General features: G+C 33.3%; 14 protein-coding genes and 2 pseudogenes. 3 read left to right on the forward strand and 13 right to left on the reverse strand.

Features of this window, described 5'->3' with window-relative positions; all coding sequences use genetic code 11:
* Positions 1 to 192: 192 nt before the first annotated feature.
* The 7 genes and pseudogenes from AC4BB2_RS13525 to AC4BB2_RS13555 form a co-directional block, all read right to left on the reverse strand.
* Positions 193 to 951, reverse strand: a complete 759-nt coding sequence (locus tag AC4BB2_RS13525; protein ID WP_490473412.1) for a peptidoglycan amidohydrolase family protein — start codon at positions 949 to 951, stop codon at positions 193 to 195.
* 72 nt (positions 952 to 1023) lie between these two features.
* Positions 1024 to 1368 (reverse strand): hypothetical protein, encoded by a 345-nt coding sequence (locus AC4BB2_RS13530; protein WP_490473413.1) that lies wholly within the window; start codon positions 1366 to 1368, stop codon positions 1024 to 1026.
* A gap of 425 nt (positions 1369 to 1793) precedes the next feature.
* The gene (locus AC4BB2_RS13535) at positions 1794 to 2204 is read right to left on the reverse strand and encodes a hypothetical protein (RefSeq protein WP_490473414.1); all 411 of its coding nucleotides are present in this window, start codon (positions 2202 to 2204) and stop codon (positions 1794 to 1796) included.
* Between the two features lie 736 nt (positions 2205 to 2940).
* Positions 2941 to 3918, reverse strand: coding sequence for a hypothetical protein (locus tag AC4BB2_RS13540; RefSeq protein WP_490473415.1), 978 nt, complete (start codon positions 3916 to 3918; stop codon positions 2941 to 2943).
* Between the two features lie 120 nt (positions 3919 to 4038).
* Entirely contained in the window at positions 4039 to 5214 is a 1176-nt protein-coding gene (locus AC4BB2_RS13545; protein WP_490473416.1) for a hypothetical protein, read from the reverse strand.
* Between the two features lie 516 nt (positions 5215 to 5730).
* Positions 5731 to 6508, reverse strand: a pseudogene (locus AC4BB2_RS13550) (hypothetical protein).
* The gene (locus tag AC4BB2_RS13555) at positions 6505 to 6954 is read right to left on the reverse strand and encodes a hypothetical protein (RefSeq protein WP_490473417.1); all 450 of its coding nucleotides are present in this window, start codon (positions 6952 to 6954) and stop codon (positions 6505 to 6507) included. The pseudogene AC4BB2_RS13550 and the gene AC4BB2_RS13555 overlap by 4 nt, the downstream one beginning before the upstream one ends.
* Before the next feature lie 217 nt (positions 6955 to 7171).
* Between AC4BB2_RS13555 and AC4BB2_RS13560 the strand changes: the two genes are divergently transcribed.
* The gene (locus AC4BB2_RS13560) at positions 7172 to 7729 is read left to right on the forward strand and encodes a transcriptional regulator (protein ID WP_490473418.1); all 558 of its coding nucleotides are present in this window, start codon (positions 7172 to 7174) and stop codon (positions 7727 to 7729) included.
* Between the two features lie 101 nt (positions 7730 to 7830).
* Positions 7831 to 8951, forward strand: a pseudogene (locus AC4BB2_RS13565) (tyrosine-type recombinase/integrase).
* 76 nt (positions 8952 to 9027) lie between these two features.
* Here the strand turns inward: AC4BB2_RS13565 and mnmG are convergent.
* Both mnmG and mnmE read right to left on the reverse strand, forming a co-directional pair.
* Positions 9028 to 10926 (reverse strand): tRNA uridine-5-carboxymethylaminomethyl(34) synthesis enzyme MnmG, encoded by a 1899-nt coding sequence (gene mnmG, locus AC4BB2_RS13570; protein ID WP_490473419.1) that lies wholly within the window; start codon positions 10924 to 10926, stop codon positions 9028 to 9030.
* A 13-nt stretch (positions 10927 to 10939) separates the two neighbouring features.
* Positions 10940 to 12337: a tRNA uridine-5-carboxymethylaminomethyl(34) synthesis GTPase MnmE gene (gene mnmE / locus AC4BB2_RS13575; protein ID WP_490473420.1), complete on the reverse strand. Its 1398-nt coding sequence runs from the start codon at positions 12335 to 12337 to the stop codon at positions 10940 to 10942.
* Positions 12338 to 12646: 309 nt separating this feature from the next.
* On the opposite strand from mnmE, the gene AC4BB2_RS13580 reads away from it, so the two are divergent.
* The gene (locus tag AC4BB2_RS13580; protein WP_490473421.1) at positions 12647 to 12988 is read left to right on the forward strand and encodes a hypothetical protein; all 342 of its coding nucleotides are present in this window, start codon (positions 12647 to 12649) and stop codon (positions 12986 to 12988) included.
* A 261-nt stretch (positions 12989 to 13249) separates the two neighbouring features.
* Here the strand turns inward: AC4BB2_RS13580 and jag are convergent, their stop codons facing one another.
* From jag to rpmH, 4 genes are all read right to left on the reverse strand, one after another.
* A complete protein-coding gene (gene jag / locus AC4BB2_RS13585; protein WP_490473422.1) occupies positions 13250 to 14029 on the reverse strand; it encodes an RNA-binding cell elongation regulator Jag/EloR in 780 nt (259 codons plus the stop codon).
* A 15-nt stretch (positions 14030 to 14044) separates the two neighbouring features.
* Entirely contained in the window at positions 14045 to 14872 is an 828-nt protein-coding gene (locus tag AC4BB2_RS13590; RefSeq protein WP_490473423.1) for a YidC/Oxa1 family membrane protein insertase, read from the reverse strand.
* A gap of 15 nt (positions 14873 to 14887) precedes the next feature.
* Positions 14888 to 15226, reverse strand: a complete 339-nt coding sequence (rnpA, locus tag AC4BB2_RS13595) for a ribonuclease P protein component (protein ID WP_490473424.1) — start codon at positions 15224 to 15226, stop codon at positions 14888 to 14890.
* Between the two features lie 531 nt (positions 15227 to 15757).
* Positions 15758 to 15892, reverse strand: a complete 135-nt coding sequence (rpmH, locus tag AC4BB2_RS13600; protein WP_010762140.1) for a 50S ribosomal protein L34 — start codon at positions 15890 to 15892, stop codon at positions 15758 to 15760.
* Positions 15893 to 16518 lie beyond the last annotated feature (626 nt).

Below are 16518 nucleotides of genomic sequence, written 5' to 3' on the forward strand. Positions count from 1 at the left end.
ATGAAAAAGTGTTTTGTTAGGGTTGTTTGTTTGGTATGAATATATAATAACCTGAAATTGTGACTATTTTGTGGTGAAAGATTGGTTTATTTTTTACGATTGTTTGGTGAAAGTCTGAATTTCTTTTAGTTTTCTATATACATGATTTAACAGATTACTTTCCATATCACACTTTTTCAACTCTGCAATATGTTAATTAAAGAAACCTTTTCCCCACGTTGTATCCGTCTGACCATCATCTGGACCTACTGCGACATAGCGTCGTTTGCCATCATAATTCATGTAACTGATCCAGACATAGCCGTTACTATGAATATAGTGATCGTAATTAATACTCATTCCAGATAAATAATAATCGAGTGCTGGACTGATTTTATCATCTGGATTCGTGTCCTTACTGACCGCCAATTGTCTATCTGGATAAAAGGTCCCTTTCAAAGGAATCAATCCAGACTGTTGTTCTTGAGGCACGGGTTTTGGTTTAGTTGGTTGTGGTTTTTGCGGATTACTTTCATTTTTGTCATAGCGATAAATAGTAATAGGCGGGCAGCTATTTAACTCCCAGATCGTGTCATGATTATTTATTGTGATACCGTTGTAACCATAATTACAGTGAATAATAGTATCTTGATTATCAATAAAAATTCCAGTGTGTCCTGCTGCACCACCAGAAGAACCACGGTTTCCCCAAATAAAAATATCTCCTTTTTTAGCTGGATAGCTACCGGATGCATCAGCTTTCACCTGATCCCATCCAGCTTTTTCAAGATGAGCAAAAAGTGTATCTGTATTACCCATGGTGCCATTTGGCAAAAATCCGCCACTAATTAAAGATAAATACACAGCACTAGAACAGTCATAACTATTGGGACCTAGACGTGCATTCATTGAGTAAGTGATCTTTCCTTTGCGATCAGTCATCCATTTAATTATTTTTTCTAAATCATTCATTGTTTAAACTCCTTTACTATTGAACTTATTTTATCTAGTTATTCTTAAAATGCCCGTTACTAAAAGCATTTCTTAAATAATCGTCCTAGCTATTTCTTGAACTTTTTGAACCGTTTCTTCGTTCTCCATCCAATCATCTTGTTGAATCCACTTATGAATCAAAGCCATTTTCTTTGGCGTTTCTGGGTCTTTATTTAGGAGAATATCTGATTCAAGCAACTGATACGCGAACGTGTTCATGATGTCTACATCTAACTTTTTTTGTATTTGAAGAATATACGTTAGTGGAGGATTCCACTTTTTACTAGCTGCTAGTTTAGCCTTCCCACCGACTAATTCAGACCAGTTTAATTGCTTTTCTATTCTTATTTCATCGATTACTTCCCAAAAATCGTCGATTGTTTTTATTGTACGCATTTTTTGCTCCTTTCTTTTTAATTTTTCTTTATGAGTTGATTTTACTGTAAAAATTCCTCTTAATACTGTTGATATTCTCCCGAAAACCTTTCATGTTTGTTTGATGATTGATGTAAAAAAAGACTCTAATGACTATGCATTAGAGTCTGATACCGCCTATTATTAATGCTATGTTTGAAGATGAAATGGTTGACTGTTTTATTTAAATGTTTCACATGAAACAAAAAAACCGAAAGAAAAATATTCTTTCAGCCTCTATTTTAACTATTTACAGATTTCAGTCATAGATTTATTAATTAACGTATTTGCTTTATTTTGTAGTGTTATCTTCTCTGTAGAAAACTTCCTATGTATAAGTCACTGTGCTACTAGATAATAAAATACCACTAAACAACAATCCTAATACTTTTAATTTTAGCCTTTTTTCATTTGACCCATTTACCTCCAATTTTTATATTTGATAATGAGTTTACTGCTACTTTGCGGTCTGATACTATTTCATTGGGACTTACCAATATTTCAATATGAGATTTTGGCTCTATATTTTTCACAAAACTGAGTAATTTTTTCTTGGCAGCTTTTTCTCCTGACTGGTCAAACGATGTTTTTTCAAGATCAATTTTTACTAACGAATTCACTGCAATTTCATCTACTTCACTAGAAGTAATCTTTATTGTAAAATCTAAATCATCTTTTGAAACAACATCTCCAATAACCAACATAGGTGGAATTGAATTCGCTACATAATTTTGAGAAGATATTCTTCTTTTTTGATACATATATCCTCCCACTATAAATATAAAAATAATCAGAATTGCCAAAAATTTCCATTTCATTATATACAATCCCCCTCTTAAACATTAAAAAACTATTCATAAACTCATAAAACTAATTATATTTTAATGTATATAAAAAATCAATTTTTTCTTATATTTTATAAAAAACAATAATCACAATCACCACTCTCTTTGAGATAAATGGCTATAAAGTCCTTTATCAATTCAGAATAGTTGGAAATTGGAACAGGTTTAATCTCATTAGACGAGTTAAATCAATTATCCAAATCAATCATAAGACTTTCTATTATCCTCAGAGTATAGAAAAACCACATCATCCAAGAAAAGTTATCTCTAGGTATTAGAGATGAACATTTCGAGAACAACATGGTATTTAGCAACTATGTTTTATATCAAGAAAAATAATATCTTTATAAAGCTTATCCAAATCATGTAATAGAGCGAGTACATGGCTTTTTAAAAACCCTATTCAATACCTTATTCAAAATTGATTTGGTTTATATTGAACAGCTTGTAACCATTGGTACATAAGTATTCTAACGCTGTACCTTTGCTATCTTCCCTTGTTCGATGTAGTCTCAATACCTAATATCAATAGAGTTCAAAGCAAGTTATATGGCAATAAAAATTAAGAAATGGCTAGTTTAAATAGTCATCTAAGTGCAACTAAAATCAATAAGACGGAGTCAAAAAACACCCGCTGAGAATCTGAAGAGCATCGAATTTTTAATAATTTTGATGCTCTTTTTCTACTAGCCGTGAAATAAAATATAGTTTATTCAGAATCTTCTTCAACCTTCGCTTCACTTTCCTTATCTTTTAATAATTTTGAAAATATATCTTCTCCTTTGAATTGTAAAGCTATCTGAACAATAACAGATACAAATATAAATATAAAAATCATAATGAAGAATGCAGTTACTTTATTCGCTTGGAATATATATACTGAAGCCGCCCATATTGCATATAAACCTATTAAAAAATATCTAAAGATTTTATATAATCTAGTTGCTTCATCCGAGATAGTTTTGTTCTCAAAGATTTTTGCATTAGAAAAAATAGCAATAAAATTTTTAGGATCAGCTACCCAAATTATCCCAGCGTAAACTATACTCACTACAGCAAAATTATCTTTATTAGTGTTTAAAAAAATAACGACTGCTAAACTAAAAATAAATAAAATAGAACTTTTAATCAATAATCTTAAAAACTTTTTCATAAGTGGAACATCCACTTTTTGCAATGATTTCGGCACCATCATGTTTAACAAAAGAGAAATACCGATTATTTGACTGAAAATTATCATATTCTGACTAAGTATACTCACAGAGTCTATTGAATTAATAATATTTTTTTCTAAATCTAAGAAAAGAGATTGAGACTCCGACAGTAAATACACACTAATTAAGTTACTTAGATTACCAAAAAATACCGACAGCCACGCAAGCATAAGTAACAAAAATGCAGTTACAATTGATAGAGATAGAAACCCCAACATAAAACGTTTATTTTTGAAATAGGAAATCATCTTTTTTGCATAACACTTGAAAAAAAGACCACTAACAATAGCAAAACAAAAAAATTCTAACATTTTAAAAAAAACAATTGAAGACTGTTTTAACATTAGAACTTCAATAGATGTAATAATCATAGGTAACACTATAATGAAACAGTAAAATATAGCAAGATAATGTTCTGAATCTATACTCCCATCAGAAATTATTTTTTTTATTTTATAAGAAAACTCTTTCAATATTCAACGACTCCTTTAAATTAAATAAAGAAGCATTGGCAATATAATACATACCAATACTTCTTTGACGTTATGTTACTAAACATCCTTCGGGCAATTAGGGTATTTAGTAACATAAATTTATCTAAAACCTTTGGTTACAAATTCTGAAAACTTTCTTTGAATGTAAGTCATATCATCAACAGTAGCATCGATGTTCTCTAGTTTATTAAATAATTCTAAAAGTGAATAGGTATTCTCTGAGACTTCTTTAGACATCTTATTCAGTTCTTGTTTAGCATTCATACCTAATCCTTTGGTTCTGGCTCCGGCTAGTTTATCAAAAATAACACTCAACTGATCTGCATCTAATTTCTTAGCAAGTCTTGCTTCATCAATTCCACTTATCAAGTCTTTTGACAATTTTTCCAAATTATTAAAAACTTTCATACGGTTTTTGACTGTACCAGCATTTAAATTATGTTTTACTTTAAGTACACTATCTCCTATTGCCGTAGATTTAATTCCTTTTCTGTCTATAATAGTATAAACTAATTCAAATAGAACTACACCTTCACGAATTTCACTATTTGAAACATTTATGCCAATTTCCACTTGATATTTTTTCCCTAATGGTATCGTATTTTTTAGTTTAACGCTCATAACCAAACTTGAATCCGTGATAAAAGCTCGGTCGATATACACAGGGTTTTTCATTCTCTTTGAATATTGATGCATAGCGTTTAATGATAAATATATTACTATATTATTATCGTAATTTCTATATTTTGAAGATGTAAGAGCTCGCAAGTATACTTCTCCATCTTCCTTACCTTCAATAAACCTATACTGATTTTTAATTTCCTTTGAATTTTCAAGAAGATATTTTATATTATCAATTAATAAGTCTTTTTGATCAGTACCTAAACAATATCCTGAAAATTTATCCAAGCAAAATAAATCATCTAGGAATGCACTACTAAAAGAGTATATCCCCGTTGCTGTATAAGCAATCTCTTCTGGATTGTCTATATCAGTAAATCCAAGAACTATTTGTTGTTTATCATTAAACCCTATTAATCTAACATTTTTAGTTGAAATATCTTCATCATACTTTTTATTTTTTATCTGTTTAAAAAGTTGTATTACTTCTTTTGAGCCTTCTACATTACACTCTTTTCCAATGAAATCGATTTCATCTTTAACTGAATTAGATATTTCATCCGTTCCAAGTATACTTAAAACTTGCGCTCTCGTTGCTGAACTGCCCGGGTCTTGAAGTGAATTATAACTCCGGGTTTCTATAAATTTTGTCATTTAGCTCCTCTTTTCTTCAATATGGATTTAATCCAATTATTAAGAAAATAAGCAGGTATCAGGAACTACATTATATATAGAAAAATAATTTTCGAACCTAGGTTCTCTCTTTTGTTTTTTTCACCGATATGGTAGTATTATCAACATATGATATTAATTATTAAGTCCTATGCTTGCCCGTATAGAACTGATACCCTAACAATGAATTTGCAGATTCATTGTTTTTTTATTTTCTCAGGATATCATATCACACGAACTGTTAATCCACAAATCCATCGTCATAAAACAGCTCTAAAATCCATTTTAAGCTGTTTTACCTGGAATATCGACCGGGATTTGATAACGTATGTTTAAACGCTTGTTATTAGCTTACACAACCTATTGACTTTTTCGGTAAAACAAGATATTGCACTTTTAAAATGAAAAGTCAATAGATTTTAGACTTGAAAACGGAATGTTTATTCGCAAAAAGAGAAGTAGAAAATTCTACTTCTCTTTACTCTAATTGATCGAATATTAATTATGAACCGTTATCACAATTCCGTATACCTCATTATACCGAATTGTTCGTCCATCTATCAATATAACTGAGTAGTCTGTTTGTCCCGACTCCAATAGACACAATGGTAAATTAGCTCCAACTTGTTCTGTAACAGTGTTACTAATACCTGTAAGATTTGACGCCCTCTGCTCGTCTGTAGCTATATATGACGTAGCATGTACTGTGATTCCCCTATCTTCTTTTTCAAAATACCAATCCGGAGGTATAACTGTATAAGTTGCAATGAATGAATCAATTCTTTCATCTATTATTTGTCCAGAGATAGGTTCATCACCTTCCCCGGATACTCTCCTAACGTTGTAGCTTGCCGTCTGATCTTCTTTAGAAAACATCGTCAATTCCTTCACTCTTGTTAAAGTACTCACTATAGCCCGTTTTTCCAATAGAAATTTGGTCGTATTTTACTCCTACATATTCAAAGAAAAAACGGATATATATCAACACCGGATTATCTTCATCCATATAATAATCCTTTGAGACTACTTTAGAACCCCCTATATAAAAGACAGCCTTTCCATCTAACACTTCTAGTCCAAATCCTTTATTATTTACCTTCCAATCTCCTAGTAACTCTTCTGGTATGATAGTTGCTATCTGATTGTCTGTCTTTGTCTCCGGATTAATAATCTGTTTACTCTCGACCGCACTTGTTGAAACCGTACTAGTGCCCTCATTGCGACTTTCACAAGCTGCTAAAAATACTAGTAAAAGAACTAATAAATATCTCTTCATACTTTTCCCTCTGACTTACGTCGTTTTAGCACGTATACTGCTACCACTAAACCAATTAACAAAAATAACCAGTTTTTACTATTCTTTTCAACCTCTCCTATTGGGCTTTCCTTTTTTGTTATTTTATAAAGTGTAACTGTGGAGGAACTACCGTCTAAAGCTGTGATCATAATTAATTTGTCTTTGCTTTCAGAAATCCTATGAAGAAGGAAGCTTTCACCTGTTGTTTGCTTCAATTCTGGTATTTCTTTAGCTAACTCTTCTTTTGTTACTCCCATGGTAGGTTCATTGGTATCCGTCCTCATCACATAATTGTATTTAAAAATCTTATTGTCTGCTCCTACGTCTAATATATTATCTTTAGTAATCTTAATATCATAAAGTAACAGGAAGCCCCTCTTCTTTTCCAGACCAATAACCGTAAAAAACTTTATTACTGTTTCCACAACCAAATAACTGGAGCATTGAGATGAAAAGCATCAAAATACTTTTTACTTTATTTATTTTCATTTACAGTGTCTCTCCTTATAAATTTTTTTAAAATATTAATAATCATCTACAAATTTATTAATGAAATTGTCATATAAGAAACACTTTTGTAATCGATTTATTCCTATTAATATAGTATCCTTTACCTATAATAAACAAAAAAGGAGAACAGATATGAAAGAACAAAATTCAAACCTAAGTACATATGCAGAAAGACTTCTAAAGAAAGTCATGGATAATTCCGAAGCTAACGATTGGGATAGTGCCGTTTTAGAATGGGATATCACCGCTTGGGATGAGGATGAGGAGCTTGAGACTTCATGTTTATGTGGCAAAGAAAACCTAAGATATCTCTTTACTATTACGAATAAAGAGAATGGAAATGAATTAGTACCGATTGGAAGCCAGTGTATTAAAAAATTTGAACGAGATGATTTGAATGAGAAAACTACTATATTTGAAGACCTCTTCAAACTACAAGCGGCAGTGAAGAATGGTGAATTTATCACTCTGACTTCAAACTATTTCAGCAAGAAACTTCTAAAGTACTTTTTAGATGAAGGCGTATTCTCCGATGTTAATGGTATCTATAATCCCGAAAAACAATATGAATTTATGTTGAAAATGTTCAATAAAAGAAAAAAAGAAAATATCACTGAACCACAATTAAAAAAAATTCGAGCAATTATTTTCAAACAGATAATTCCTTTCGTAAAAAACATTCTTTCATAACAACCCGCCAGAAAAAGCTAGAGAAAGCTTTTCTGGCTTTTTTATTTTTTTCTTAAAAATGTCCTTCGTTGTTGTCTAACACTGTTTCTTTTCAGATATATATGAAACAATTGCAGGTACCTTTTTTAGGAAAAGACCCTATAACTGGTAAAGAAATAAGAACTACACGAAGAAACTTCGACACCAGAAGAGAAGCAGTTTTGGATTTTTGCACGATTACAATTAGAAGTTGAGACTAATGGTATTAGTAACCGGAACGCTGTAAAAAACTATCAAGATCTTTACGACCTATGGATGAGTCAGCATAAAGAAAACATTCGAAATACGACAGAACAACGTATTAGAAATTACTTTAAAAATCAAATTCTACCATATTTTGGTAAGATGAACCTAAATAAGATTACGCCGATCATTTGCCAAAAGATACTTTCTGAATGGGCAAAGCAGTACAAAGCTTTCCAGAAAATAAAAAGTTACACTTTCCAAGTATTTAAGTACGGTGTATTAATTGGTGTCATTAAAGACAATCCAATGGAACGCACGATCACCCCTAAGACAAAAAGCAAAGCTAATAAACCAGTTGATGAAGTTTACTCTAAGACAGAACTTCAACAATTTTTCGATTGCTTAGAAGAATTGAAAGATGAACGAGCAATTGCATTTTTTAGACTGGCTTCCTACACTGGCACTAGAAAGGGTGAAATACTTGGGCTAACTTGGAAGGATATAGATTTCGAAGCAAAGACTATCTCTTTTAAGTAAGCTACTTATTGAATTATCAGATGGCTCTTTGCATTTGAATCCCACTAAAACTGATAAATCTAATCGAGTAATCACTATTGATAATAATACTATAGCTATTTTAAAGAAATGGAAGAGGTCTGTAATCAAAAAAATCTATCTCGGAGTATTCGGATAGATAATATGGATGATGTACCAGTAATTAGTACTATTAAAGCCAACAAAAAAAAGGGAATTTCTATACAAAGGCTACCCTAACCATGTAATGGATAAAATAGCTAAGAAATTCCCAGATATGAAAATTATCAAGGTTCACGGCTTTAGAAAAACACACGCAACGTTTTTATTTGAAGCAGGTGTTCAAATAAAAGATGTACAAGAACGACTAGGACATTCTTCCTCTAAAACAATTTACATTCAAGTATCCCAGAATCGGCAAGAAGAAACTGTTGATATGCTCTCTTCTTACATGAAAGCATAGCCGACGGAGTCAAAACCGAGGTCAACTAATAGTATAGGGGTTCAGTCATTACCATAAATCCTTTAGTACCAACGGATTAAGGCTGTACCTTCGCTATCCTTCCTTGTTCGATATAAACCATCAAAATCGATACATCAGCTGGATTAACCCCACTGATTCGACTTGCTTGGGCAATTGTTTCTGGTTGGATTTTTTGCAATTTTTGCTTAGCTTCTGTCGCAAGACCATTAATTGCTTCATAATCAATATTTTCTGGAATACGTTTTGCTTCCATTCGTTTTAGTTTATCGACTTTTTCCAACGCTTTTTTGATATAGCCTTCATACTTCAATTGGATTTCCACTTGTTCAATGACTTTATCCTCTAGCTCTACTTCTGATGCCGGAATAAATTGAGTCACTTCATGATAGCTCATTTCTGGGCGTTTTAAGAAGTCGCTAGCTAAAACTCCATCTTTCAACGGAACAGAACCTTTTGCCTCTAAGAATGCTTGTACATCTGCTGTAGGCTTCACTCTGATTGAACTTAGACGAGCAATTTCTGCTTCTACTGCTTTTTTCTTTTCAAGGTAGGCTGTGTATTGTTCTTCTTTTACTAAACCAATCTCATGGCCTTTTTCTGTTAAACGCAAATCTGCATTATCATGGCGTAAAATTAAACGATATTCAGCTCTTGATGTTAGTAAACGGTAAGGTTCGTTAGTTCCTTTAGTTACCAAATCATCAATCATAACTCCAATATAACCGTCGCTGCGTTTCATTACGAAAGGTTCTTTATCTTGAACTTTTAAAGCTGCATTAATTCCTGCAATCAGGCCTTGTCCTGCTGCTTCTTCATAACCACTTGTACCGTTTGTTTGTCCTGCTGTAAATAGGTTTTCGATGATTTTTGTTTCTAATGTTGGACGTAATTGATGAGGCACGACTACATCGTATTCGATTGCATAACCTGTTCGCATCATTTCAGCTTTTTCTAGTCCAGCAATTGAATGTAAAATGTCTGTTTGTACATCTTCTGGTAGTGATGTAGAAAGTCCTTGAACGTAAACTTCTTCCGTGTTCAATCCTTCTGGCTCTAAAAATAATTGATGACGAGGTTTGTCAGAAAAACGGACGATCTTATCTTCGATTGATGGACAATAACGAGCACCCACTCCTTCAACAATTCCTGTGAACATCGGTGCACGATGTAAATTATCTTGAATGATTTCATGTGTCCCTTCATTTGTGTAAGTTAACCAGCAAGAGCGTTGGTCTAAATTGTATGCACCATCTGGCGTACTGAAACTAAAGTGATTGGGTTCTTTATCACCTGGTTGTTCTTCTGTAACAGAATAGTCGATTGTGCTGGATTTTACACGTGGCGGTGTCCCTGTTTTAAAACGATCCATTTCCAATCCTAATTCTTTCAAATGATCCGCTAAACCTATTGATGGTAAAGAATTGTTGGGACCAGAAGAGTATTTTAGTTCACCAATAATAATTTCACCACGGAGTGCTGTTCCAGCTGTAATGATTACCGCTTTACTTTGGTATTTTGCGCCTGTTGTTGTTACAACACCTTGGCAGATACCATCTTCTACGATTAGTCGTTCAACGATTCCTTGGCGTAAGGATAAGTTATCCGTTCGTTCAATGGTATGCTTCATTTCAGTAGCATACGCATGTTTGTCCGCTTGGGCGCGCAAAGCGCGAACGGCCGGACCTTTTCCTGTGTTTAGCATCCGCATTTGGATGTATGTTTTGTCTATATTGTGACCCATTTCTCCGCCTAAGGCATCAATTTCTCTGACAACGACTCCTTTAGCAGGGCCTCCCACAGATGGGTTACATGGCATAAATGCTACCATATCTAAATTGATTGTTAGAAGCAGTGTTTTGCTGCCCATGCGAGCGGATGCTAAGGCGGCTTCTGATCCTGCGTGTCCTGCTCCAACTACGATTACGTCATAAGATTCTGCTTTAAATTGATTCATCGACTCTTCCTCTCTATTTTCCTAAACAAAATTGACTGAATAATTGGGTAATCAGTTCGTCTTGGACGCTGTCACCAACGATTTCACCTAAAAAGTCCCAGCAGCGGGTCATATCCATTTGAACTAAGTCCACAGGCATTCCTGCTTCGATTCCACGGATCACTTCATCTAAAGCTATGGCTGCCTGATCAAGTAAAGCGATATGGCGGGTATTGGATACATAGGTTGCATCTTTTTCTCCTGTTTGTCCACCGAAAAACAGATCAGCAATTTTTAATTCTAATTGTTCCATGCCTGTATTGGATAACACAGATACAGGTAAAATCTCTTCATCATTTACAAGTTTTTTTAGTTCTGTTTGATTAAGTTGGGACGGTAGGTCCATTTTATTCAGTAAAATTACACGTTTTAATCCTTCTGTTGCAGCTAACAATTGACGATCTTCTTCTGTTAACTCGTCGTTTTGATTAAGGACTAACAATATCAAATCTGATTCGGCTAATGCTTTGCGGCTGCGTTCTACACCAATACGTTCAACTATATCTTCTGTTTCTCGAATTCCGGCAGTATCAATTAATTTCAGCGGTACACCACGGACATTGACGTATTCCTCGATCACATCACGGGTGGTTCCAGCAATATCAGTTACGATAGCTTTTTCTTCTCTTAATAAATGATTCAGCAAGCTTGATTTTCCAACATTAGGTCGTCCGATAATTGCTGTACTTAGTCCTTCACGCAAGATTTTACCTTGTTTGGCAGTTGTCAATAAGCCTTCAATCTGAGCTTTGACAAACCCAGCTTTTTCCAACAATAATTTGGTCGTTAATTCTTCTACATCGTCATATTCAGGATAATCAATATTTACTTCAACTTGAGCTAAGGTTTCTAAGATCTCTTGTCTTAATGAGCGGATCAAAGAAGATAAATTACCATCTAATTGATCTAAAGCAACATGCATCGCTCGATCGGTTTTTGCCCGTATTAAATCCATTACGGCTTCCGCTTGAGATAAATCCATACGTCCATTTAAAAAGGCTCTTTTCGTAAATTCACCAGGTTCAGCTAAACGTGCGCCTTCTCTTAGCAACAACTGTAATAACTGATTAACAACCACTATTCCGCCGTGACAATTGATTTCAACAACATCTTCTCTGGTAAATGTTTTCGGTGCCCGCATTACAGACACCATTACTTCATCTAGTAAACTGTCATCTTTAGGATCAATGATATGACCGTAGTGAATAGTGTGAGTAGGTACATCTAACAATTGTTTACTGCCGGATCGGTATACTTTATTTGCGATGTTAATCGCTTCATCTCCACTTAAACGGACAATACTGATTGCTCCTTCGCCAGGAGGTGTTGAAATTGCGGCGATTGTATCGAATTCTAACGTTATTTGTTGCATGATTGATTTCCTTTCCTTAATGAATTGAGCCGTTTTTTGCGTAATAATAACTACGTTAAACAACTCATATATTTTTTTACTATGTATAAATCAAATTTTAGCTACAAAAAAAGCGCCCACTCCACCCCTGTTTTTTTCAGGTTGGATCTAGCACTTTCACTGCATCAATTCCTATTAATTTCTTGACATAGAATAGCATATTTTCTCTTTTTTCGCAACATTATTTGTTTATTAAAACCATTCGTTAGCTTTGCATTTATTCACTTTTATTATTAAAATAAACCTAATAAAACGAGAGGGGTTCCTAAAATGACACATTCAAAAAAAGATACATTTAACGAGCAAGATTTGGAAAATCGTTTAAGCGGAATCACATTATCTACTGGAAATGTTAATAAAAAATATATCGTCCGAGATATTGTCTTTGCAACAGACCGTATTGAGACAGACTTATTTTCACCAGAAGTCAATCCAAATGATGTATTTAGTGGTGTCTATCGCCAGTTAAAAGTGATTGCTTTTGAATATGAAGCAGATGCTGTCATTAATTGTCATTTTGAAGAAAAATATGTGGAATATCAAGGTAAATGGGTCGTAGAAATTTTTGCTTATGGAACGGTCGTTCAATTTACTCAAACGAATATTGGTTAATTAATATATAGTGAAGCAAAAACATTTATTATAGCTCTTTATTACAAAATAAATAAACCTGATTCTAAAAGAACCAGGCTGAAAGAAGCACGAACGCTCCAACTACTTTATCATCGTATTTTGTACGTTGATAAGAATGATTTCGTAATAAAATATACTTTGTTTGATAATGTTTGTCAATATATTTTTAAGCTGAACAACTGGATTTCAACTAAAAAATGCCCCTTTAAAAAATTACTTTTAAAGGGGCATTTATTTAAATTAATACTGTTTTTTCGCAAGTTCAACAACCAAATAGCGATAAGGTTCATCACCTTCTGAATGTGTTTTTATAGACTCATCTTTGCTTAATGTGGAATGAATTTGTTTTCTTTCAAACGCAGGCATTGGTTCTAGAAAAACTGGTCGCCCTGTTTGTTTGACTTTTTCAGCTGTTCTTTCTGCTAAACGTTGTAAGATTGCTTGGCGTTTTTCACGATAATCACCCACATTTACAACAACTGATAATTTATTCACTGCAACACGATGAACAAAGACTTGTGCTAAATATTGAAGAGCATTTAAGACTTTCCCATGTTTACCAATCAAGATTCCTTGCTTATCAGTATCTAGATGAAAAACCAATAACCCATCTTTACGTTCTAAACGAACCAAAGCAGGTGCGTTCAACTCTTTTGAAATCGTCGTTAAATACAGTCCTAATTCAGTGATTGCTTCTTCATCTTCAAGATCTTCCAAGACTTTTGGCTCAGAGGAATCAGAATCTGATGTTTTAGCAGCTAGCAATTCTTCAACTGCTGTTTCTACTTTGACTTCCTCATCTGTCACAATGATATCTTCAACTGTCTCTTCAATTGCTTCTGCGATTTGTTCACTGACGGTTGGTTCGATTGATACTTGAGCGAGTTTTTTACCAAAACCCAAGAAACCTTTCTTAGCATCTGTGATTACGCTAATCTCTACCTCTTCTTTTGACAAATTCAGTGCGTGTAAGCCCTTAGTTGTTGCTTCTTCAATTGTGTTTCCCTCATAAACCGGCATCTGGAAAACCTCCTTTTATTTTTTCTTATTTTTTTTCTTAGGATTCATTGCTTTCTTCAATGCTCGTTCGCGTTCTTTCACTTGTCGTTCTGCTTCTGCCCGCTCTTTGCGGATTTTAAATGGATTATTAAGTAATAATGTTTGTCCTACTTGGAAAGCATTAGAAACTACCCAGTAAAGAGATAATCCACTAGCTAAATTCATACCCATTACAAAAATCATGACAGGCATTACATAGTTCATTATTTTTAATGAAGCATTTGATTCTATTTGACTCATACTTGTTAAATACGTACTTGCAAATGTAAAAATCGCAGCTAAAATAGGTAAAATCAGATATGGATCAGGTTGACCTAAATTCAACCACATGAAACTGCCTTGCTTCAATTCGGGTACCCTCGAAATTGATTGGTATAACGCCATCATAATCGGCATTTGTATCAACAATGGTAAACATCCTGCATAAGGATTTACATTATTTTCAGCATATAATTTTTGTTGTTCTTCACGGAATAAACGTTGTGTTTCCGGATCTTTTGATGAATATTGTTTTTGTAATGCTTTTAGTTTCGGTTGCAATTCTTGGGTTTTACGCATGCTTTTCGTTTGGAAATGCATCAATGGTAATAAAATAACCCGAATCACTAATGTAAATAGGATGATCCCGATACCTGTATTTGCTGAAACAGATAAAAATTTGATTGCTTCGGCAAAATAATAGACAATGTAACGATCCCAAATTCCTGTACTGTTTGCGTTAATCGGAGCTGTTCCACAGGCAGACAACACAAACACAAGTGTCACTAAACCTGCCATCAATAATAAGCGTTTATACTTCTTCACAAAACTGTTCCTCTCTTATTTCAAAATTTTTGCAAGTTTTAAGACATGCATGATGTTGCTATGAATTTCTTCAGATGTCAATCTGTCGACACCTGGCCTTGCGATGATAATAAAATCACAAGTTGGATCAATTGATTCTTTTAATTGATAGATCGAGGTACGAATCTTACGTTTTACAGCATTTCTAACAACTGCATTCCCGATTTTTTTCCCTACGGAAATTCCTACCCGAAAATGCTTTTGTTCTGATTTTTCTAATACATAAACGACAAATCTGCGGTTCGCACAAGATTGTTTATGCTGAAATACTGTTTGAAATTCTTTTTCTTTTTTTACTCTATAGGATTTCTTCATCTGCATCCCTTTGTTTCTTTCTATCTTTCTTTTTTACTCACTCTACAATAATAGCATATTTCAGTCATTTTTTTCCAAATTTCAGGGAAAATCTCCAGAGATTTTAGTCATCATGACTCTAATTCCATATATTAGCATTTTTTTGGGTTTTTTTCACTTTATTTCGTGGAAGTGAGAGATTTTGAAGGTATTTTGGGTTCATTTTAGTTTTTCATCTGAATTATTTTGTTTGAGGTTTAGCTTTTGAAGAATGATGTTGGGAAGACGTATAGCTATATTAGATTAGTAATCTGGAATATTGTATGACTGTTACTTTACTTTTATTTGCTTTTTAGGCTTGAGCGTTTGGTGATTCACTGGTAAGGAAACTTCTCTCACTACGTTCACCAAGTATTGTTCATCATCTACTCTGGCGAAGCCAGTCGTAGTGATTCACAACAAAAGAACCCTTTATTATTTCCACACATACATTGTGAAGATAATAAAGGGTTCTTAGTTTAAACTTGATTCGTTATTTAAAGTCAACATAAATTATGCTGAAATAACTTTTCTGCCTTTACGACGTCTGCTCGCTAATACGTTGCGACCATTTTTTGTGCTCATACGTTTACGGAATCCGTGAACTTTTTGACGTTTGCGTTTGTTTGGTTGGTACGTTCTTTTCATCTCTTGTTCCACCTCCTGAAATTGTAACTATCCATCAATATATAGACATACTTTGATAGTATAACTAGTAATAGGTAGATTTGTCAATAAATTTTCAGTAATTAATTTTTCTTCTAGCTTAAATAAGTTATCCACAAAATGAAATAGATTTGGGATAACTTGTGGATAGTTTTTTTAGTGAACACATTTCATTTTTCGTTTTCTCCACACTTTTGCACAAAAAAACAGGTTGTTAAAAAGTTATGCACATCTTGTTTTTTTGTTGTGCATAACTTTGAAAAAAACCATTGTTTATTACTTTTGTTTTACAGAATCGCTTGTGGATAAATAAAAATACCTGAAGAAATCCACGGTTTAATTCTACTTTGTGGATAAGTTTATACTCTTCTGTGAATTTTTTTTCCACAATTCACATTTGCCTGTGGAAAAAGTTCAGAAAAAATGCTAAAATTCTATTTGCGTATCTATTTATATTTGTTCTGCTATTTTATATAGAAAAATTTTATCTAGCTTCATGGACTAGTTCTTAGGAAAAAAGACAAAAATTGAATATGACGCCAATTTTTCCTATTTTTCTAACAGAACTGAACAAGCCCGCTACGCTTTTAAACTAAGGAGGTCACTAT

The organism is Enterococcus sp. AAFC-DPL-5146, assembly GCF_058216635.1.